The following is a 21,270-nucleotide window of genomic DNA, read 5'->3' on the forward strand; positions in this document are numbered from 1 at the left end:
GGCAGTCCTGCCTCAGCCTTCGATAAGCTTGATCTTCTCTGCAGCCTGATCGAGCGCGGCCTTAGGCTCCATCTGTCCGGTCAGCGCCGCCTGGACGGCATCCTGAATTGCCTTGGAAATCTTCGGCCATTCTGGCGAAGGGCCGCGTGGCTTGGCATATTTCAGCTGTTCCACGAAGGTCTTGAGGGCCGCATCCTTGAGCGCATTTCCGGTCGGCGGGATCGGCAGGTCGGAACGGGCAGGGATCTGGCCGAAATCCTTGTACATGGTGACGTCTTTGGAGGCGAAAAACTCAAGCGCCTTGAACGCCTCTTCCGGATGTTTGGTATTGGAGAAAATCGCCCAGTTGTAGTCGCCCATAGCGGAAGAGCGCTCGGCACCTTCCTGCGGCACCGGCAAGAGCGCGGTTCCCCAGTCAAACTTGGCATCGGTCACCATGCGGTCGATTTCCCAAGGTCCGGATATCGCCATCGCCGCATTGCCCGCATTGAAGGTTGCCGTGGAATCCCACTGGCTGCGCGTCAACGTGTCCGGAGATGTCATTTTGCCGTCGAGCAATTGCTTCCAGATCGTCAGCGCCCGGACAGCCCCATCACTGTTGATGGACTTGTAGGTGGCGCCGCCCATCTGTGCCCAGGGCAGGAACTGGAACGTGCCTTCCTCATTGGCTTTGGCCGAGAAGGTGATGCCGTAAACATTCTTGGATGGGTCGGTCAGCTTCTTGGCGGTCTCGAGCAACTCGTCCCAGGTCTGCGGCGGCTTTTCCGGATCCAGACCAGCGGCCTTGAACAGGTCCTTGTTGTAATAAAGCGCGATCGTATTGGTCGCTTTCGGCACGCCGTAATATTTTCCGTCCCAGGTGGCGGAGGCGAGCGGGCCGGGAAAGTAGTTTTCCGGCTTGATCGTGCTTGAACCGGCAATCATGTCGGTGAGGTCCAGAAATGCCTTGCGGGACGCAAACATGGCATGATTTGGATTGTCGATTGCGATAATGTCAGGTGCTTTACCGGTCGAATAGGCTCGCATCGCCTCGCTGACCACATCGTCGAACTGAATCTGGCGATATTCGATCAGGATGCCGTTCTTCTGCGCGTTGAATTCCTTGATGAGATTGGGGGCGGGCTGAATGTCTCGGTCGAGCGACCATAGCGTCAGCTTGACGTCTTCTGCCTGAGCGCTGAGCGCAAAGAGCGATGCAGTTGCTGCAAACGCCGTAGCGATGGCGATCGTATATGTTCGGATACCCAATTTGTCCTCCTTTGTGGTTCTCCGGAATGCACTTTCGCGCGGCGCGGCCTCCTCCTTGCCGCGCCAACATTGAACGATCTAAACCGGGTCGACGACGAAATCGCCGCCGCGCGCCTGTTTCAGGTGATTGAGACCGTGAACCTGTCCGGTCATCTCCAGCCCATCCCGATAGACCGGGTCGTGCCAGCCTTCGATGTCGATGGAGCCGGACCAGCCCGCCAGTCGCAGCTCGGAGATGATGTCCGTCCAGTTGCTGTCGCCGAAACCGGGTGTGCGCATCAAAACGAACGGATGTTTGCCGAAAATGCCATGTTCGCGAATGACGTCCCACCGAATGGTCGCATCCTTGCCGTGGACGTGAAAGATCTTCGAAGCCCATTTGCGGATCTGCGGCAGTGGGTCGATGAGGTAGACCATCTGATGGCAGGGTTCCCACTCAAGCCCGATATTGTCATCGGGGGTCTCGTTGAACATCAGCTCCCAGGCATCCGGATTGTGAGCGATATTCCAGTCGCCCGTCGCCCAGTTGCCGTCCATGGCGCAGTTCTCAAAAGCGATTTTCACACCCTTGTCCGCCGCCCGCTTGGCCAGCTCACTCCAAATCTGCTTGTAACGTGGAAGGCTGTCGGGCAGGGGCTTGTTGCGGATGCGGCCGGTAAAGCCGGCAACGCACGTCGCTCCAAAATGGTGGGCGTTGTCGATGCAATCCTTCCAACCCTGCAACGTCTGAAGGTCCATGTCGGTCTCTTCGAGCGGGTTACCGAACATGCCAAGTGTCGACATCGTAATGTCGCGATCTCCAATCGCCTCGCGGCAGCGCTTGCCGAGCTCGGCAATGTCCTGACCATTGGTCGTCTGCCAGAAAAAGGGCTCGAAACTTTCAAACCCCATGTCGGCGATCTGCGAAATGCGTTCTGCAGCCTGCCCCTTCGAGGCGCTGACCATGGTGCCGATGCGAATGGATTTTTCCTGCTGGTTGATCAATGTCACGGTCCCTATGCTGAAATGTCGACGGATTGGCCCGACTTGGCGCTTTCGATGGCGCCAAGCACCATGGCCAGACTTTTGATATTGTCGTGGTTGACTGTTTCGGGTTCGCGCCCGGTGCTGATGGCATCGAGGAAATCGGCGATCACGCTGGCGTGGCCGTGGGTTTCCTCGTCTCTGGCAGGGGCAGGGACGTCGATTGACGTAAAGCCCGGGAGGAGGCCGGGATCGTTCCCGGCAACGGCAGCCCTAAACGTATCTTCGCCATCCCAGGTCAGCATGCCTTTCGAGCCGACAATGCGCCACGCGCTTTCCCAGCTGGTGCGCTCGCCTTCGGCACACCAGGAACCTCGATAGGTAAAGACCACATCGTCCGAGAAACGGAAAATCGCATTGGCCGCAGCGCCATGGGCGTACCATGAGCCGGTCGGATTGGTTTCAACGCAATAGACCGAGAGGGGCGCCTTGCCGGACACGAAACGCGCTGCATCAAACGTATGGATCGCCATGTCGAGGAGCAGGACATTCTCCATCTCTTCTCGAAAGCCACCGAAATGTGGGCCGAGGAAGAAATCGGAATGAATGCCCGTGACCTCGCCGATCGCGCCGCTTTCGACCAGACGACGCATGCGGCGGACGCCTGCAATGAAACGTCGGTTCTGAACGACGGCATGAATACGACCCGCTGCGCTGGCGGCACGGCGCAGATCCTGCGCTTCCTCCATGGAGGTTGCCATCGGCTTTTCGCTTAAGACGTGGCAGCCATGGGCGAGGCCGGCGCTGACCACCGAATGGCGAGCGTTGGGGATGACGACATCCAACAGGATGTCTGGCCTGGTCTCCGCGAGAACAACTTCCAGATCCGTCCCGATAACCGCTTGTTGAAGGTTGAATTCGGTTGCAAGCGCCTCAGCTGTCGCTCGGTCGAGATCAACGAGGCCAACGATTTCTATGGCATCTTTGATGTGGGGCGTGTCCCGCACCGCCCGGAGCCAGCCTTTGGCCATAGCTCCGCATCCACACAAAACAGCATTGTATGTCACTGGTATCCTCCTCCTTACGGAAATCGAAACTCCTCTTCCGATTTTCCGTAAACGTTTACGGTAGTATGGACAGGAGCCAGAATTTGTCAATATTGTTTTGGGCGACGCATTCGGGTCCGCGGAAAGGCAGTTCATGAAGGGCATTCGCCAGCTGGCAAATTATCTAGATATATCAATAGGAACTGTGTCCCGCGCCTTGAACGGAAAGGCGGACGTGAATGAAGAGACGCGGCGCCGGGTTCTCGAAGCGGCCACTAGACTGGGCTATGTCGCCAACCAGTCGGGGCGTTCTCTGCGCAAGGGGTCGACAGGCGTCATCGGCTTCATGATGCAGACGGGACCCGAAATTACCGGCCAGGGCGACACGTTCTTTATGAGTGTCTTTGACGGCGTGCAAACCGTCCTTGCCCGTCACAAGCTCGATCTCGTCGCGCTGCTGTGTTCATCCGACCAAGACCCGGACGCCTATCTTCAGCGCGTCGTCGCGCGTGGCTTCGCGGATGCTGTCATTCTCTCTGCCACCCGTCTCCACGATGCGCGTTTTGAACTGCTCGCTCGCCACAATATTCCCTTCATCACCTTGGGGCGAAGCCAGACCGATGTCGGCCAGCCTTGGATCGATCTGGATTTCGAGGGCATGGCGGAGGTCGCCATCGAGCGGCTTGTGAAAAGCGGTCACCGGCACATCGGCCTGATCTGGCCGAATGGTGATCTGAACCTCGGCCATCTGTTCGTTCACCGATCCCAGGAGGTTCTTGCCCGACACAATCTGTCGCTTTCGCCGGAGCACATTTTTCGTGCCACGCCGAGCGAAACGGGTGGCTATGGCGTGGCTCGTCAGATCATGGACTGCGAAACCCGTCCGACGGCTGTTGTCCTTGTCAACGAGACGTTGGTGACCGGGCTCTACCGTGGGCTGGAAGAGGTCGGGCTGATGCCCGGCAAGGACATCGCCATCATCGGTCGGCAGAGCCCGCAGGCCCAGTTTCTCAAACCAAGCCTGACCTGCTTCAGTCTTTCTCTTCGCGATCTCGGCATAAGCCTTGCCGAGGGTCTGTTATCTGTCATGCCGGAATACAAGCTGCACTACCCTGATGCCGTCAAACGTTTGGTATGGCCCATGGACCTGATTGAAGGTGAGAGCAGCTGAGAACTGCCGCCTCTGTAGATCGGGTCGTCGATCCAAGCCAAACCAAGCAGTGGCGGTAGAATAGACAGGCGCGACGCCAATCGCGTTATGACAGACGCGAGGCGGAAGGTCGGATTCTTAGGGCACGCAGGGCGTTGAGGATGACGGCGATATCGATGATTTCCTGAAACAGTGCTCCTTGCACCGGCGTCAAATACCCCGCTGCGGCGAGGATCATCGCGCCTACCGATAGACCGATGCCCGCAAAAACACTCTGTAGCGCGATCCGTCGACAGGCGTGCGCAATCGCGATGCCCTCCACAATCCTGTCGAGCCTCTCGACCAACAGAACCGCATCGGCCGACTCGATGGCGGCAGCTGAGCCATGCGCACCCATGGCAAGTCCGATATTCGCTGCAGCAAGGGCAGGCGCGTCATTCACGCCATCGCCGATCATCATCACCGGCGCGCGTGTCTTTTCATCCTTGACGATGTCGATCTTTTGGCCTGGCGAGAGGTCGGCTCTGACCTCATCGAAAGGCAGGCCGGCGGTGATTTGGCGTGCGACAATCGCGCGGTCGCCCGTGGCCAGAATGATCCGCGTTACCCCAATTGCCTTGAAACCGTTCAACGCCGAAGCAGCTCCCGCCCTGAGTTGATCCGAAAACAACAAGATGCCGGCAAATTTCCCGTCGATCGCGACCGCTGCGGCGATGGTTCCTGGTGTGTGTGCGTCGTTGATTTCAACGCCGTAGGCCGAGGCGATGAAGTTGATGCCACCGATGGCAACCTTTCTGTCGCCAACCGTCCCGGCAATTCCTTCGCCGGGTTCCTCGCTCACCTGTTCCGGCGAAACAAGGCTCAAGTTCCGGGCATGCGCTGCATCAACCAGCGCCTTGGCGGCCACGTGACTCGATGCCTGATCGAGCGAGGCGACGAGGCGCAGAAACTCGTCCTCTGGCCAAGATGTAGAAATTTCTCGCAGGGTCGGTCTGCCATCGGTCAGCGTCCCTGTCTTGTCGAGCACCAGCGTCCGGATCATGCTTAGCTCTTCAAGGATTTTTGCCCCCTTGATCAGAAGACCGGAGCTTGCCGCCCTTGAGACACCAGCAGCCCAAGCGATCGGTACGGCGAGGATGAGTGGGCAGGGTGTTGCGACCACGAGGACAGCGACGGACCTGACGGGATCCCCGGAAATCCACCAAGCCAGCAAAGCGATTGCGATTGTGACGGTCAGGAAGACCAACGCATACCGGTCTGCCATGCGGGCCATCGGCGCCTTGCTCTGCTGGGCCGCCTCAACAAGCTTCAAGATGCCCGCATAGGTACTGTCGGAGGCTGCTTTTGTGGCGGTCATATTAAAGAGGTCACCGACATTGGCGGCCCCGCTCATGACGATATCGCCCGGGCGTTTCTTGGCAGGCAGCGGTTCGCCTGTCAGTGCGGACTCGTCAAGAACAGCCTCCCCGTCGTTCACGGTACCGTCGACCGGCACCAGATCGCCACGCCGAACAACAAGGCAGTCGCCAACCGCTATGGAATCGACCGACACTTCCTCCATCTGGCTTTCACGGCGCCTCGTTGCCACATGAGGTGCACGCGAAAGAAGCGCGGTCATCTCCCGTCGGGCTCTGCCCTCGGCGACATTCTCGAGATATTGACCGCCGGAATACATCAAGGCCACGATCGTCGCCGCAAGGTATTCGCCAAAAAGAAGGGCTCCGCCCATGGAGAGAAGCGCGATGACATCCAGACCGATTTCACCGGCGCCAATCCGCGCGATGATCTGGGCAACGAGGGCGACCATGACGAGGCCGGTCGCAAGCGCCAGCGATGTGACATAGAGATCCTGAAATCCGCCGTGCCAGGCGATCAATCCAATTGTCAGCCCGATGATCGGGGCCGCGACGAGAAGGGGCCGTAACGGCCGGAGCCAGTGTTCCAGGGGCATAGTCATCCTCGTCTTCAAGCGCCTGTTGTTGAGGCAGGGGACCGTCACCGGGATCCGCTACCAGGGACCGATCGCATGATCAGGATTGCAATCTTAGATTGCGGTATTCCCACCCCGGTTGCCGCCGAGACGATCTGTATAGGATCGACCGGGTCAGCGACGCGGGAACGTGCTGGACGGACCAAGCCCTGAACCACGAGAACCATCGGGCGCGCGACGGCCATGAGGCCGTCAACGCGCCGGACGGAACGAGAGGCCCGACCGCAGCCGATGCGCCTAAGGTTCGGAGACTGTGCGTGACAGCCGCTCATCGGGCCATGAATATCGGAAAATCCGAAGATTCCAGCAAGGTTGCCGTCACACCGCCGAAGATACGTTCATGCAGCCGCGAATGGCCGTAGGCTCCCATGACGATCATGTCGCAGCCGGTTTCCAATGCATGCTGCGTGAGAATGTCCTCGGTTGCTCGGCCGCCGCTCGCCAGCTGTTCGACGACAACCTTGATGCCATGTCGCGAGAGAAATGCGGCAACGTCTGCGCCAGGCTCGCCCCCGTTTTTGAAGTAGGCACCATCCGGATCGACGAGAACGACATGCACGGCATCGGCTCGTTTCAGAATATCCAGTGCATCCTTGGCGGCTGTTGCGGATTCCGCTCTGGAATTCCAGGCGAGAAGAACATTTTTGGGCGGAAAAGTGATGTTGCCCTTGGAAGGGATCAGCAGGATCGGCGTGCGGGCGTCAAAGGCTGCAGCTGAGACCACCAGACGTCGCAACCCTCTTTCGCGCCGGACGCTGTTGCCGAGAATGACGAGGTCGGCATACATGGCGCGCACGCCGATATTGCTCTGAAGAATGAAGTTGTCGTCGTAAAAGTGATCGATATCAAAGGAAATGGCGCTCTGGCTGCACAGCGCCTCGGCGGCCGTCTTGACGTTGACCAGCGCCTTTATCTCTTCCTGCCGTTGCTCAAGCCAGGCGGTCGCCACGGGATAGTCGGACGTGATCGGCTGCAACGCCGTGCCGATGACCATGATCGAAAGATGCGCGTCTGACTCAATTGTCAGCTCGATGGCCTTGGCAATATCGGCGTTGGCGCCGTGTTCACCGACGACAGCAAGAATAGTTTTGAACGACATGGTTGGCTCCATCCATTTCAGAGGTCTTGGATGAAGCAAGCCTAGAAGCCTCGGACGAGATGGCGATGATCTTTGTCAATCGATGGGTACGAAAGCGCTTTCGGGAGACCGAACAGGACCAATATCTTCAGACCGGCCTCTTCGCACGCGCGTTGCCCGGACTGGGGCGCTCGAAGCGGTGATCGTTGATGAAGATCAAGGACGGCCCGAGCCGCGGGTTTAACCTCCCCATAACGAGGGAGAAAAGACCATGCAGACCGTGCGATCCATCATGACAGCAGATCCGATTTCTGTTCACCCAGACGCCAAGATCTGGGAGGCGGCCAACACCATGTTGGATTGCGGGTTCAGCGGTCTGCCGGTGATCGATAATGACGAGCAGGTACTGGGCGTGATCAGTGAAAGCGATTTCCTGCGACGCGGGGAGCTTCGGTCGCAGGCTTCGCCCGGGATGTGGCGTAGGCTGTTTTCGTCACGCGGTGCGTTGGCGGAGGATTACGCGAAAGCTTTCGGGAAAGAGGTGAGCGAAGTCATGTCCTCGCCGGCGATCACGGTCGAGCCATGGATAACCGTCGAAGATGCCGCGAACCTGATGGGCGATCGCGGCATCAAACGCCTGCCGGTTGTCGAAAATAACAAGCTCGTCGGCATCGTCACGCGAGCCGACATCATGCGCACCCTGATCCGACAGATGTCAGCGTCCGCCGTCGATCGAATCGACGCGGATATCAAAGCCGGACTTGAGGCTGAATATGACCGGCAACGCTGGGGTGACACCATCACGGTGGCCGTCGACGCGACTGTGGTCACACTGGAAGGCAGGGTACTGGATGCACGCGAAAAGACGGCTGCGCGGGTCGCGGCTGAGAACACTCTGGGTGTCACCAAGGTGATCGATCAGATTCTGGTTGTCGGACTACCGGAGATGCCAGTCTCACCTCCAGGATTTTAAGCCGAACAGTGCCTGCGCAGGACGGACCGTACGAAATCGCTCGCGCATGATCGTCTTTGTTTTGAGGGGCGGTCGCCGCCTGCGCCGCCTATGTGGACAACCGACAGGCGTCAGACAGGGCGAACGTCGCGTCAGTGGTCCATTGTCTCAACGCAGTTGGTTTCGAAAATCAGGCCGGCTACACCAGCAACGCTTTCTGCCACCACTTGCATGGCACGCCTTTGCGCAGGCGAGGGGACAGGGCCGAAGATCTCGACGATCGAATTCCTGACCTCAACTGTAAGTCGCTCTGGCTCGAGGCCGAGCTCCGAGCGCAGCCGCGTCAAAACTGCAAGCCGCAACGCGACATCTCCTTTTGCCACCGCATCGCGGTTTGCAGTCACGGCCCGCATGATATCGCTCCGACTGATGATCCCCACGAGCCTTTCCGACTGAAGAACGGGCAACCGTTTGATACCATGCGTCCTGACAAGCGCTGCAACATCCGCAAGCGACTGTTGTGGCGAAACGGAGATAACGTCCTTTGTCATGGAATCTGCCACGGTGGTGCCGTGCGCTCGCACGTAATTTTCGAAGAAACTATCGTCAGGATCTTTCGGTGGAGACTGCGGGCCGAGATTGAAGACGCTCCGACTCAAGAGATCGCCTTCCGTCAGCATCCCGACGACTTGACCATCGTCGCTGATCACCGGCAGACCGCTGACCTTGTGATCGAGCATCAGCTGGATCGCATGTTTGATACTCGTGTTCGCCGACACGCAGATCGGCCTCTGTGTCATGAAGTCCCTGACCAACATCAAACAATCCTCTCGCAGCTTTTGTTCACTTTGACAGATGCGATGCTGGAGACCTTTGATCTTTCGCAACGCAAGGCGCCCGAGACGCAGCCACTGCCGGAATTCACGCCTTCGCCCGTAACGCCGCCATAGGGCTGTCTAGAGATGCTGAAGCGCGTGTGCGCAGGATTGGCAGAACGGCGTGTGCGGGACGACGTCGAGACGTTGGTCGCTGATGGCATTGCCGCATTTGGCGCAGATACCGAAAGTGCCTTCCTTTACCCGGTGAAGGGCGGCCTCGATCGCCAGCAGCTCCGTTTGCCCCGCCTCGCCGAGCTCATCCAGAACCTCGTCGTTGTTGCGTTCGACCGCACGATCGTCGTCGTCGCGATTACGAGGTTGTTCAAAGTCATGCTCGATTTTTTCGAGGCGTGTTTGCAGATACTGCTGTCGTTGGAGGAGGATCGCCTTGAACTTCGTCTCGCGCTGCTCCCGCTGCTCAAATGAGAATGTCGTCATCGTGTCCCCGAGTTTTAAGTGTGAGACCGGATATTCTTCCACTCGCAGGAAAGGGCATTGATCGTGGTCAAGGGGACTTGGTGCTTCCGCTCAAAGCAGCCCGAGCGTGATGAGGTCGGGCTGCTTCGTGTGATGCCCGGCCTCTTATCCGACCGTCTTGGAGGCTTTCCATTTCCAGTCGCGAATTTCCGGCATGTCCTCGCCATGTTCGCGGACATAGCGTGTGTGTTCCGCCAGCTTGTCCTCAAGCATCGCGATCACGCTGCCTGCCTTGTCCTTCAAACCGGGTACGCGTTCGATTGCCTCGATCGCGAGATGGAATCGATCGAGTTCGTTCAGCACCGTCATGTCGAATGGAGTTGTCGTCGTGCCTTCTTCGATGAAGCCTCGAACATGGATGTTCTGGTGGTTGGTGCGTTTGTAGGTCAGCCGGTGGATGAGGTAGGGGTAACCGTGATAGGCGAAGATCACCGGCCTGTCGGTGGTGAACAGACGATCGAACATCTCGTCTGAGAGACCATGGGGATGCTGGTCCTGCGATTGCAGGGCGAGCAGGTCGACGACATTGACGACGCGGATGCTGAGTTCCGGGATCGCGTCCCGCAGCAGGCAAACCGCCGCCAGCGTCTCGAGCGTCGGCACGTCACCGGCGCAGGCCATCACCACGTCGGGTTCGACCGCACCGTCCTCGTTGCCAGCCCAGTCCCAGATGCCGATGCCGGCCTCGCAATGCCGGATCGCTTCGTCCATTGTCAGCCATTGCGGTTCAGGCTGTTTGCCGGCAACGATCACGTTGACGCGGTCCCAGGTCTTCAGGCAGTGATCGCCGATCCACAACAGAGTATTGGCATCCGGCGGCAGGTAGATGCGCACGATATCCGCCTTCTTGTTGGCAACGAGATCGAGGAAGCCCGGGTCCTGGTGGGAAAAGCCGTTATGGTCCTGCCGCCAGACATGCGAGGTGAGCAGGTAGTTGAGCGAAGAGACTGGCTTGCGCCATGGCAGTTCACTCGACACTTTCAGCCACTTGGCGTGCTGGTTGAACATCGAATCGATGATGTGGATGAAGGCCTCGTAGCAGGAGAAGAGGCCATGCCTGCCGGTCAACAGATAACCTTCCAGCCAGCCCTGGCAAAGATGCTCTGAAAGCACCTCCATCACTCGGCCGTCGCGGGACAGATGCACGTCGTAGGGCTCGATCTTCTCCATCCAGACGCGGTCGGTGACCTCAAAGACATTGCCGAGCCGGTTCGATTCCGTTTCGTCCGGACCAAAGATGCGGAAGTTCGAATTCGCGTCGTTGCGCTTCATTACGTCGCGCAGATACTTCCCGAGGATCTCCGTCGTCTGCACCATGTCGGCGCCCCGCGTCTTTACGGGCACCGCGTAGTCGCGGATGTCGGGAACGATGAGTTCCTTGCGCAAAAGGCCGCCATTGGCGTGCGGGTTGGCACCCATGCGGCGTTCGCCGCCGGGCGATAGCGCCCGCAATTCCTCCTTCAGCCGGCCGTTGGCGTCGAACAGATCGTCCGGATTGTAGCTCCGCATCCAGTCCTCAAGGACCTTGCGATGCTTGTCGTCCTCGCGGCAGCCGGAGACCGGCACCTGGTGCGCGCGCCAGAAACCCTCGACCTTCTTGCCGTCGACTTCCTTTGGTCCCGTCCAGCCCTTGGGGCTGCGAAACACGATCATCGGCCAGCGTGGGAAGCCTTCCGACACCGTACCGTCGCGGGCTTCGGCCTGTATCGTGCGGATGCGATCGAAAACCGTCTCGAATGCCGCAGCCATCTGCCGGTGCATATCGGCAGGCTCATGGCCCTCCACGAAAAACGGTTCGTAGCCGTGTCCGCGGAAAAGGTGCTCGATGTCTTCGTCGGCCATGCGGCCGAGAAGCGTTGGGTTGGCGATCTTGTAGCCGTTCAGATGCAGGATCGGCAGCACCGCACCGTCGCGGGCGGGGTTCAGGAACTTGTTCGACTGCCAGCTTGCGGAAAGCGGTCCGGTCTCTGCCTCGCCATCGCCGACGACGCAGGCGACGATGAGGTTGGGATTGTCGAAGGCTGCGCCATAGGCATGCACCAGAGCGTAGCCGAGTTCGCCGCCTTCATGGATCGAGCCCGGGGTTTCCGGGGCCGCATGGCTCGGAATGCCGCCAGGGAAGGAAAACTGCTGGAACAGTTTCCGCATACCTTCGGCATCCTCGGAGATGTCCGGATAGATTTCGCTATAGGTGCCCTCGAGATAGGTGCTCGCCACCATGCCGGGACCGCCATGGCCGGGTCCGCAGACATAGATCATGCTGAGATCGCGGTTGCGGATCATCCGGTTGAGATGCGCATAGATGAAGTTGAGCCCGGGCGTCGTGCCCCAGTGGCCGAGCAACCGTGCCTTGATATGCTCCGGCTTCAAGGGCTCCTTTAACAGTGGGTTGTCGAGAAGATAAATCTGCCCGACGGAGAGATAGTTTGCCGCCCGCCAATAGCGGTCGATGAGCGTCAGCTCCTCGATGCTGATCTCAGGCGTGACGGGCAGGTTGTTACGTAGCTGCATCTTCTTGCTCCTTCGAAAGGGCGAGTGATCGAAAATTACTGTCGTGACTGGGAGCGACGCCTCCGGGGTGCCGTCAGGTGGCGGGATTTTCCCCCGCGCGAAAAACGGACAGGCACTCCTCCGCGATCATCTGTTCTTCATCCGTAGCGATGACATGAAGGGCAACGCGGCTTGCCGCGGTGCTGATCGTGAGCGCGTTGTTTTGATTGGCCGAACCGTCCAGCTCTACGCCCAGCCACAAAAGCTGGTCTGCAATACGCCTGCGGATCTCCGGTTGGTTCTCGCCAATGCCGGCGGTGAAGACGAGGCCGTCGAGCCCGCCGAGCGTGGATGCAAGTCTCCCGACCTCGCCGGCGATCCTCAGTGTGAAGAGATCGATTGCCTCCCGCGCTTCTTCACTGTCGTTCTCCAGGAGCTCGCGCGTATCGCCGCTAAGGCCTGAAACACCCAGCAGGCCGGACTTGTGGTAGAGCATGTCCTCCACGTCTTCGACCGACTTGCCGAGCGGCCCCAGAAAATGCAGCAGCACACCGGGATCAAGCCAGCCGGGTCGCGTTGCCATCGGGATTCCGTCCAGCGTCGAAAAGCCCATGCTGGAATCGCGGCTGAGACCGTTTTCGATGGCGCAGAGGCTGGCGCCGCTGCCCAGATGGGCGATGATGACCTTGCCGTCCGCAATACCGGGCGCCTTGGCGGCCAGTGCACCGGCGACGTAGCGATAGGACAGTCCATGGAAGCCGTACCGCTTGATACCCTCGTCATGATAGGCGCGCGGAATTGCGAGACGCCGCACGAGGTCGGACTGTGTCGCATGGAAAGTCGTATCGAAGGAACCGGTCCGGAACAAATCAGGGCGCAGGTGCCGGACGGCTTCGATCATCCGTAGCGCCTGGGGCTGATGTAGTGGCGCAAGTGCCGTCAACGACCGAACCTTCGCAGCAGTCGCGGTCGTCAGTTCCACGGGACCGTCGAAGACGTCGCCGCCATGGACGATGCGGTGACCGGCGGAGGTGACGGCGTCGAGATCGAAATGGGCACTCAGTTCCCCGAACACCTTGTCCATCAGGCCGGCAAGATCGTCGCCGGAAGCGCCTTCCAGCGACAGTTCGAACTGCGCCGGACCTTCCTTCAGATGCAGCGACACGGGGTCGCTTGCAAAATCGACCACGGCTTTGCCGATCCGCTCAGGCCTTTCACCGTCCACTCTGAAGATGCCGATTTTCACGGATGAAGATCCGGCATTGAAGGTGAGGAGAAGCTTGTCCGTCATAAAGGCGTCCTTGTTTCACGTCCTCTTGCAGCCCGCGGCTCGACACGGCGCTGTAATGGCAATCATTCAGTAGTCCTGCAACCGCATGGCTGGGCTTTGGGGCCGCGTGTTCAAAACGGTCGTTCTCGGTGGCTCGCCTCCGGTAACTCTTTCACCCGGAATGGTGCGGCTCTCATTGATAAAGCGCAATGCAACGGGGCGTTGATCGTTGAGCCATTGCGGGTCAGGCGTTTGTGGCGCAGCGGATGTTGGCAGAGGACCAGTTGAAGACCGTCGCCTGATTTCCGAGCAGGCATGCCTTCCAGGTTCATCGGGCGAATGGATAAGCACATCCTTGCGCTCTCCTTCGATCCTCACGCTACGCGCTGAAGAAGGCGCTTCAGCGTCCATATTGCGTCTTTCTTCACCCGCGCTGACCCTTCGACATCTGCAGTCATTGCGTTGACCGCCGTCAATGCAGGCTCAGCCGGTCCACCAAAGAGTAACGGTGCAATGGGGGGATGGAGATGGATGCGGACTATACGGTCAGTGCACTTCGAGCCTCGGACGTTGCTCGTGCTTACGCAATCGTTCGGCATCTCTTTCCGAACATTGATCTTGCCGAGTGGCAGGCAGCGACTTCCACAGAAGACCTCCGGAGAAATTGGCTTACTGTAATCGACCCGGCAGGGGTTGTCCGCGGGATTTCCCTGGTATTTGTCAGCCCGCAAAGTGGCTTGAGCAAACAGCTGGAAGTTCCTGTTCTCGCGTCCGTAAGTCTCCTCAATGAGCACAGCGTGGCAGGGCGCTTGTTGGAGTATGCGAAACGCCGCGCTGCAGAGGAAGGATGCAATCGCATCCACGTCTGGCCCGTCGCCAAAACGGACCACTGGCTTCTGGGCGACACCTCGACTTTCAAAGTACCGCGGGCCGGTTTAACGTATGACCTATCGCCCTCTAAGCAACCTTCGCCACGCTGACGCGTGCGGCGAACATGTAGCCGACGCCCCGGATGGAGCGAATTATTTGCGGCTGTTTGGGGTCGATCTCCACCTTGCGCCGGATCCGGACGATTTGAGCGTCGATTGCCCGATCATAGGCATCGAGATGGCGCCCTTTTGTTTCCTCTAGCAAGAAATCTCGCGACAGCACGCGTCCTGGATGGGCCACAAAGGCAGCAAGGAGGTCGTATTCGCCTGTTGTCAGATGGATACCTTCGCCATCCGCTGATGACAGCTCGCGTCGCGTAAGGTTCAGAGCCCAGCGGTCGAAATGGACGATCTTGTCGGTCTCTTCCTGCTCGGGAGGTTGCACGTTTCGCCGGCGAAGAATGGCTTTCAGCCTGGCGTGCAGCTCCCTGAGGTTAAACGGCTTCGCGAGATAGTCGTCGGCGCCCATCTCAAGCCCGATGATCCGGTCCACAACGTCATTTCGACCGGTCAGCATGATGATCGGGGTATCGGACGCCGCTCGCACCTCCCGAACAAGATCAAAACCATCGGCCCGTCCGGGCAAAGAGACGTCCAGCAGGATGAGATCGACCTGTGTGTGCGCAAGTTGCAGGCGCATCTCCTCACCGTCCTTGGCCTCGCTGGTTAAATAGCCCTCTTCGTTGAGATATCGCTTCAACATTTGAGTGATCCTCACATCATCATCGACGATGAGGATGTGAGCTGTCGCAGGATTTTGCCGCGCCATTATCCCCTCCTGTTACAATGTGTTACGCAATTCCATAGATTGTCACGGAAACAGCATCCGCCCGTCACGCCACGCGAGTCAACTGCGCGCATCGAGATTGGAGGCACGGTCATGCTCAGTACAACTCAGAATTATGAAAGTGGGACGACTGCTCTTCACGCAGTCCATCACCAAACCAGCCTTCACAGCCTGTTCTGCAAGCAGCCGTTTGAACATTTGACAGCGGGAAAAGCGCTTTTCTTTGAGAGCGACGATGCGGTCGATGTTTTCGAAATTCTCGAAGGTACGTTGAGAATTTTTCGGATCATCGCCGACGGACGGCGGGTGATTACCGGCTTCCTCTATCCAAACGATATCGTCGGCATCTCGCTTGGCGGGCGTTATCTCTACAGTGCCGAGGCGGTGACGTCTGTAACCCTGAGGCGATTGTCACGACGCCGGTTCGATGCAGCGGTGACCGAGAGTGATCACTTGCGCCCACAGCTCTTCGCTCTGGTCTCCGACGAGATGGCGGCAGCGCAGGATCAGATGGTGCTCCTGTCATCCAAGAACGCGGAGGAACGCCTTTGTTCCTTTCTGCTGGCGACACTCCGGCGCCAAGCGGCTTCCTCAGGCAACCGGACCACGCTGGAGCTTCCCATGGGGAGGCAGGACATAGCCGATTACCTTGGACTGACAATCGAAACAGTCTCGCGCACCATGACAAAGCTCATCGGCAAGGGTGCCATCCAAATCGACGGTGTGGCGGCTCGAAACGCGATAACGATCTGCCGTCCGGTTCTGCTTGCGCAGATGGCCGGAGATGAAGATGATCGTTCCCGCGAGCCCCGGTTAACGATCGTCCGCGGGGGACGGTCCCACTGAGCGTGCGATCATGGGAAAGCTATGTCATATAGAGGCAGTCGAGATGAGCTCGAACGACAGCTTTCTGCTGTTACAGGCTTGCTGGATGCGGCAAACATCATTGTTCACGGAACGGATGGTATCATCCGCAGCTGGACTGCAGGATGCGAAAACCTCTACGGATGGTCACGCATCGAGGCCGTTGGCCAAGAGGTTCACGAGCTTCTCGGCACGCAGTTCCCTGAATCTGTTGAAGAACAACGAAACCGGTTCTTGGCTGCGCAGTCTTGGAGCGGCGAAGTCATTCATCACCACAAGGATGGCCGTCCTCTCTTCATTGCGACCCACTGGGTTCTTCTGTCGCCGCTGGGCTCGGCCGAGCAGGTCGTGGTCCAGACAAACAACGATGTCACGGCCATGAAAGTGATGCAGGAAACCGTCGCCGAGCGCGAGGCCCACCAGCTTTCTATCCTGGATACCGTTCCTGACGGGATGGTCGTCATTGATGAAGCGGGCATCATCTCGTCGTTCAGCGCGGCTGCGGAACGGCTGTTCGGATACAAGGCAGCAGAAGTCTGCGGACTGAATGTCAAGGTTTTGATGCCCGACCCCGACCGAGCGGCGCACGATAGCTATATTTCCAATTACCTGACGACCGGCGAACGGCGCATCATCGGATATGGCCGGGTTGTGACCGGACGACGCAAGGACGGCTCGACCTTTCCGATGGAGCTTTCGGTGGGCGAAGCAGCAACCCGCAACAAGCGGATCTTTACGGGCTTCATCCGGGACCTGACGAGCCGACACAAGATAGAGGAAGAACTGCGCCAATCGCAGAAGATGGAGGCAATCGGCCAACTGACCGGCGGTTTGGCTCACGATTTCAACAATCTTCTGACCGTGGTCAGCGGCAATCTGGAAATGATCGACAACAAGCTTGAGGATCCAAAGCTTCGAGTGCTTCTGCGTGAGGCGCAAAGCGCGGCAGATGACGGTGCCAAACTGACAAGCCAGCTTCTCGCATTCGGACGGCGTCAAAGCCTCAATCCGAGAACGGTGGATATAGGGCAACTCGTCGGAGGCTTTTCGGACCTGTTGCGCAGAACCCTTGGAGAAGCCGTTGAGCTTCGCACGGTTATATCAGGCGCGGCCATCGAGGCTTCGGTCGACGGATCGCAGCTCCAGAATGCCATTCTTAACTTGGCGATAAATGCGCGCGACGCTATGCCAAAAGGCGGAAGGCTGACGATCGATATCTCCAGCGTCAAACTCGACGCTGACTACGCGAAAACCTATCCGTCGGTAAGGACTGGTGACTTTGTCTTGATCTCAGTAACGGACACGGGTTCGGGAATGACGGCCGAGGTTCGCGAGAAGGCTTTTGACCCGTTCTTCACAACGAAGGGCCTTGGTGCCGGGACAGGTCTGGGTTTGAGTATGGTCTACGGTTTTGCCAAGCAATCCGGTGGAAACATCCAGCTCTACAGCGAGCCCGGGCAGGGAACGAGCGTCCGGCTCTTTCTGCCTTCCGCCCGGTCAAAAGCTGACGAAGAGATCACGCATTTCGACACGGCAGAAACCGCTCCGCTGCCCCGAGGCTGGGAAAAGCTTTTGGTCGTCGAAGACGATCCGAGGGTGCGTCGAGTTGTGGTCGCACGGCTTGCAGACCTCGGCTACCAGATCATCGAAGCAGCAACTGGAATTGAGGCGCTCGAACTCCTCCAAAAGCACAATGACATCTCGCTCCTCTTTACCGACATCGTCATGCCAGGCGGCATGACAGGCAACGAGCTTGCGGATCAAGTGAGGATGGCAAAGCCGACGATAAAGGTTCTGTTCACGTCCGGATACGCCGAGCCAACCATCGCAGGTAAAGAACTGGCTCAGTCAGGACGATGGTTGCGGAAACCACATACTGCTCGGGAGCTCGCGACCGTCTTACGCGAACTTTTGGATTGACTCCCCTGAACACGGCGTCTGTTTTTTTCTGCTTTCGCATACGCTTTGAATGATCGGTCTTTCACCCCGTATAACTCTATCCGTGACCGCAACGGCTGCCGCGGATGAACCTTTCCACGGCGACCGGCACGGTGTTCGGGCCGTCCGGAACGGGACGTCGTGGCGGCTGGGTCTCTCTACCTGATGCAATCGCGAAACGCTTCGAGACCGCGTCATGGCAGCGGAGGCAGGCGTTGGGAAATGACCCTGACCGCCTTCAGTTCAATGTCAGCTTCGGCCTCTAGTCGATCATCGTGACAACCGAAGGAATGAAACGGTGCGTGTGAGACTGAAGTCCCCGCACCAAGCGATCTCGATGATCAAACCCAATGCCCCGTCGACGCTCACATCCGACCGCCCCATGCGACGTCTGAGACAACCACGATGGAAGGATCACCAATGACAACGTCTAGACCTATATCATTTTCCGTATCTCAACGCGTCCTGCATTGGCTTACCGCTGCGCTCGTCACTTTCAACCTCGTCCTGCCCGATGGCATGAGCGACTGGAACCGGAGTATGGAGCGAGACGGGATGGCCTCTGCCGACCAAGTGGCAAGTGCCAATATTCACGCCTATGTGGGCATTTCTACTCTGGCTCTCGTCGTGCTTCGCCTGATCATCCGCTTCACCAGTGGCGTTCCGGCATCCCCGCCGCAGGAACCCCCGATTTTTCGGATGGCTGCCACAGCCGCGCATGCCGCGCTCTACATTCTGCTCGTCGCAATGCCGCTGACTGGCATGGCTGCATACTATCTTGGCTACGGCAGTGCAGGGGAACTGCATGCCGATGTCCTCAAAGTCGCCTTATGGGTGCTGATCTCCGGCCATGTGCTGGGCGCTCTTGTCCACCAGTTCTATTGGAAAACAAATGTTCTGCGCAGGATGACGACTGGCTAGAAGGCTGCGCCGGCCGACACAGGTGACGCCGGCCCCGGCTCACGCCCTCGGATAGACTCGCCTCGTCAATCAAACGGCCGCTCGAGAGAGGACGACGGCTGCGTGAAGAAGGCGGGGCCCTCTTCGGTCATGTAGATGATGTCTTCCAGGCGCACGCCGCATTCGCCGTATAGTGCAAGCATCGGCTCGTCGGAAAACACCATGCCTGGAGCAAGAGGTGTCTTGTTGCCGCGAACGATGTAGGGGTCTTCGTGCATATCCATGCCGAGCCCGTGTCCGGTCCGGTGCGGCAGGCCGGGAACCTGATAGTCGGGACCGTAGCCGGCATCGGTCAGCACCTTGCGGGCGGCAAAATCAACCTCTTCGCAGGCGATCCCGATCTTTGCCGCGTCAAAGGCGGCGCGATGGGCTTTCTGTTCGAGCGACCAGATCTCGCGCTGCCGTTCCGTCGGCTCTCCGAAGACATAAGTGCGGGTGATATCAGAGCAGTAGCGGTGGATATGCGCGCCGAGATCGATCAGCACCATGTCGCCCGCCTTCAGCGTCTGCGCATAGGGAACGCCGTGCGGATAGGCGGTCGCTTCGCCGAACTGCGCGGCGGCAAAGATGTGTTTCATGCCGAGCTTGGCATGCGCAGCGGCAATGAAATCGGTGACTTCCGTTGTCTTCACGCCCTCGTAGAGACCTTCCCAGACGGCCTTGTGAACACCAAGGCTCGCGGTCATCGCGGCCTGGATGATCGCGATCTCGTTCGCCGACTTGATCTGCCGGCACTGGGCAATCAAGTCCTTGGCGCCGGTAACCGTCAGGCGGTCGCCGAGATGCGTGGTGATTGGGCTGGAAAATGCGAACGGCGTCGCCGGATCGAAGGCCAGAATGTTCCCGTCTGCGGCAAGGCTGCAGATCAGGTCAGCGACCAAACGGGCCGGATCCTCATGCTCCTCCCAGACCGCGATCTCGCCGGGGATCGTGATTAGCGTCTGGGTCTTCGGCTCCTCGAAGGCTGGGCTGATATAGATCGGAGCGCCGCGCGAAGGGATAATCGCACCATGCATGCGTTCGCTCGCCCCGAGCGTCATGGCGGTAAAATAGGTGAGGCTCGTCGATGTATCGAGATAGACCGCCTTGACGCCTCCGTCGCGCATCAGCCCCTGCAGCTTGGCTATGCGCGCGTTCAGTTCCTCCTTCGAGATCGGCGGAACCGCGGCAGCAATATTGTCAAAACCGGCAAGCGACTGTTCGAACGATATGTAGGCAGGGGCACTCATGCTGGGACTTTCCTGAAAGCGCTGTTCGGCGGGCGGGGCCTACGCGAGGGGTGAGATCTTTGAGCGTGCGCAGTTGGCGTAGCGGTAGCGTTGGGCGATGAATATGCTGCTGGCGACGGTCGTCAAGACTTTCGTTCGAATTGCCGGACGGGCTGACGACGAGGAGAGGATGCAGTAGTGCATGAATGACAGATAAAAACTTTGTGGGTGCCGGCATGGACGACAGCAATCAAAATCATGCGCTGGAGCGCAAGAGGGGGTCCGGCGCGAGGCAGGTCTATGACCTCTTGCGGGATGAAATCCTTGATCTTCGCCTCGCCCCTGGAAGTGCGATCGACGAAGTTCAACTGGCAACGCGGTTCGGCATGTCGCGCACGCCGATCCGTGAAGCTCTGGTGCGGCTTGCCGGAGAGGGGCTGATCGAGACCCTGCCGAACCGGTCGACCATGGTGTCGAACATCGACTTTCTCGGCATGCACGCCTATTTCGATGCGCTGGGTTTGATGTACCGGGTCACGACGCGGCTCGCCGCGCAGCACCACAAGGCAGGTGACCTCGACATCATTCGAGCTCATCAGGCAGAATTCAAAGCGGCTGTCGAAGCCCAGGACGCCTTGGCCATGATCGCAACCAATGCGGACTTTCACGCGGCGATCGCTGCGGCTGGCCGCAATGAATACTATGCGCGCTTCTTTGAGCGTCTGCTGGGCGAAGGGCGGAGAATGCTGCGTCTCTACTACCAATCCTATGATGATCGGCTGCCATCCCGCTTTGTGGACGAACACGAAGAAATCATCGCGGCGATCGAAGCGCGAGACGTCGAGGCCGCGGACAGGCTCGGCCGCGCTCACAGTGAGCAGATCGAAGCCCAGATCGAGCGGTTGCTCACCCGCCATGACAGGCTCGACATCCTCCTGTAGGTCCTTGTATTTTTCTTGTCGACAAGATTGAAGAAGACGCTATGCTGCTCGTCGATAGGGATAGTGGCGCGTTTCCGTGCGCCGAAACGAAGGAGCTTCCC

At 58.8% G+C, this 21,270-nt stretch carries 17 protein-coding genes; 6 read left to right on the forward strand and 11 right to left on the reverse strand.

The window, feature by feature from the left end; genetic code table 11:
- Nucleotides 1-12: 12 nt before the first annotated feature.
- The 3 genes from ACQY1P_RS01060 to ACQY1P_RS01070 all read right to left on the reverse strand — a co-directional run bounded on the left by ACQY1P_RS01060 (nucleotide 13) and on the right by ACQY1P_RS01070 (nucleotide 3,278).
- Nucleotides 13-1,248 carry an ABC transporter substrate-binding protein gene (locus tag ACQY1P_RS01060; RefSeq protein ID WP_430253522.1) on the reverse strand — a complete coding sequence of 412 codons (1,236 nt, stop codon included), beginning with the start codon at nucleotides 1,246-1,248 and terminating at the stop codon, nucleotides 13-15.
- Between the two features lie 78 nt (nucleotides 1,249-1,326).
- Complete coding sequence (locus tag ACQY1P_RS01065) at nucleotides 1,327-2,193, reverse strand: sugar phosphate isomerase/epimerase family protein (protein WP_197978140.1); 867 nt, start codon at nucleotides 2,191-2,193, stop codon at nucleotides 1,327-1,329.
- Nucleotides 2,194-2,243: 50 nt separating this feature from the next.
- Nucleotides 2,244-3,278 (reverse strand): Gfo/Idh/MocA family protein, encoded by a 1,035-nt coding sequence (locus tag ACQY1P_RS01070; protein ID WP_174197920.1) that lies wholly within the window; start codon nucleotides 3,276-3,278, stop codon nucleotides 2,244-2,246.
- Between the two features lie 133 nt (nucleotides 3,279-3,411).
- Here ACQY1P_RS01070 and ACQY1P_RS01075 point away from each other — a divergent pair, with 133 nt between their 5' ends.
- A complete protein-coding gene (locus ACQY1P_RS01075) occupies nucleotides 3,412-4,428 on the forward strand; it encodes a LacI family DNA-binding transcriptional regulator (RefSeq protein ID WP_062577848.1) in 1,017 nt (338 codons plus the stop codon).
- 85 nt (nucleotides 4,429-4,513) lie between these two features.
- On the opposite strand, the gene ACQY1P_RS01080 is transcribed toward ACQY1P_RS01075, so the two are convergent.
- Both ACQY1P_RS01080 and ACQY1P_RS01085 read right to left on the reverse strand, forming a co-directional pair.
- Nucleotides 4,514-6,364, reverse strand: a complete 1,851-nt coding sequence (locus ACQY1P_RS01080) for a heavy metal translocating P-type ATPase (RefSeq protein ID WP_430253524.1) — start codon at nucleotides 6,362-6,364, stop codon at nucleotides 4,514-4,516.
- Between the two features lie 301 nt (nucleotides 6,365-6,665).
- Nucleotides 6,666-7,496 (reverse strand): universal stress protein, encoded by an 831-nt coding sequence (locus tag ACQY1P_RS01085; RefSeq protein WP_430253526.1) that lies wholly within the window; start codon nucleotides 7,494-7,496, stop codon nucleotides 6,666-6,668.
- Between the two features lie 250 nt (nucleotides 7,497-7,746).
- On the opposite strand from ACQY1P_RS01085, the gene ACQY1P_RS01090 reads away from it, so the two are divergent.
- Nucleotides 7,747-8,448, forward strand: a complete 702-nt coding sequence (locus ACQY1P_RS01090) for a CBS domain-containing protein (RefSeq protein WP_174197780.1) — start codon at nucleotides 7,747-7,749, stop codon at nucleotides 8,446-8,448.
- A 131-nt stretch (nucleotides 8,449-8,579) separates the two neighbouring features.
- Here the strand turns inward: ACQY1P_RS01090 and ACQY1P_RS01095 are convergent, their stop codons facing one another.
- From ACQY1P_RS01095 to ACQY1P_RS01115, 5 genes are all read right to left on the reverse strand, one after another.
- On the reverse strand, nucleotides 8,580-9,314 hold the full coding sequence (locus ACQY1P_RS01095) for a CBS domain-containing protein (protein ID WP_430253528.1): 735 nt from the start codon (nucleotides 9,312-9,314) through the stop codon (nucleotides 8,580-8,582).
- Between the two features lie 69 nt (nucleotides 9,315-9,383).
- On the reverse strand, nucleotides 9,384-9,743 hold the full coding sequence (locus ACQY1P_RS01100; protein WP_092662907.1) for a TraR/DksA family transcriptional regulator: 360 nt from the start codon (nucleotides 9,741-9,743) through the stop codon (nucleotides 9,384-9,386).
- 144 nt (nucleotides 9,744-9,887) lie between these two features.
- Nucleotides 9,888-12,293 carry a phosphoketolase family protein gene (locus ACQY1P_RS01105; protein WP_430253530.1) on the reverse strand — a complete coding sequence of 802 codons (2,406 nt, stop codon included), beginning with the start codon at nucleotides 12,291-12,293 and terminating at the stop codon, nucleotides 9,888-9,890.
- Nucleotides 12,294-12,366: 73 nt separating this feature from the next.
- Nucleotides 12,367-13,563, reverse strand: a complete 1,197-nt coding sequence (locus ACQY1P_RS01110; protein WP_430253532.1) for an acetate/propionate family kinase — start codon at nucleotides 13,561-13,563, stop codon at nucleotides 12,367-12,369.
- 936 nt (nucleotides 13,564-14,499) lie between these two features.
- Nucleotides 14,500-15,240 (reverse strand): response regulator, encoded by a 741-nt coding sequence (locus tag ACQY1P_RS01115; RefSeq protein WP_430253534.1) that lies wholly within the window; start codon nucleotides 15,238-15,240, stop codon nucleotides 14,500-14,502.
- Nucleotides 15,241-15,279: 39 nt separating this feature from the next.
- On the opposite strand from ACQY1P_RS01115, the gene ACQY1P_RS01120 reads away from it, so the two are divergent.
- The 3 genes from ACQY1P_RS01120 (at nucleotide 15,280) to ACQY1P_RS01130 (ending at nucleotide 18,981) form a co-directional block, all read left to right on the forward strand.
- Nucleotides 15,280-16,104: a Crp/Fnr family transcriptional regulator gene (locus ACQY1P_RS01120; protein WP_244473959.1), complete on the forward strand. Its 825-nt coding sequence runs from the start codon at nucleotides 15,280-15,282 to the stop codon at nucleotides 16,102-16,104.
- Between the two features lie 21 nt (nucleotides 16,105-16,125).
- Nucleotides 16,126-18,042, forward strand: coding sequence for a hybrid sensor histidine kinase/response regulator (locus ACQY1P_RS01125; RefSeq protein WP_113111405.1), 1,917 nt, complete (start codon nucleotides 16,126-16,128; stop codon nucleotides 18,040-18,042).
- Nucleotides 18,043-18,480: 438 nt separating this feature from the next.
- Nucleotides 18,481-18,981, forward strand: a complete 501-nt coding sequence (locus ACQY1P_RS01130) for a cytochrome b (protein WP_430253537.1) — start codon at nucleotides 18,481-18,483, stop codon at nucleotides 18,979-18,981.
- A gap of 65 nt (nucleotides 18,982-19,046) precedes the next feature.
- Here ACQY1P_RS01130 and ACQY1P_RS01135 read toward each other — a convergent pair whose 3' ends face one another.
- Nucleotides 19,047-20,249, reverse strand: coding sequence for a M24 family metallopeptidase (locus ACQY1P_RS01135; RefSeq protein ID WP_092662919.1), 1,203 nt, complete (start codon nucleotides 20,247-20,249; stop codon nucleotides 19,047-19,049).
- 215 nt (nucleotides 20,250-20,464) lie between these two features.
- Between ACQY1P_RS01135 and ACQY1P_RS01140 the strand changes: the two genes are divergently transcribed.
- Nucleotides 20,465-21,169 (forward strand): GntR family transcriptional regulator, encoded by a 705-nt coding sequence (locus ACQY1P_RS01140; protein WP_062578394.1) that lies wholly within the window; start codon nucleotides 20,465-20,467, stop codon nucleotides 21,167-21,169.
- Nucleotides 21,170-21,270: the final 101 nt, after the last annotated feature.

The sequence above is a fragment of the Neorhizobium sp. DAR64872/K0K18 genome (genome assembly GCF_050500175.1).
Lineage (GTDB): Bacteria > Pseudomonadota > Alphaproteobacteria > Rhizobiales > Rhizobiaceae > Neorhizobium > Neorhizobium soli.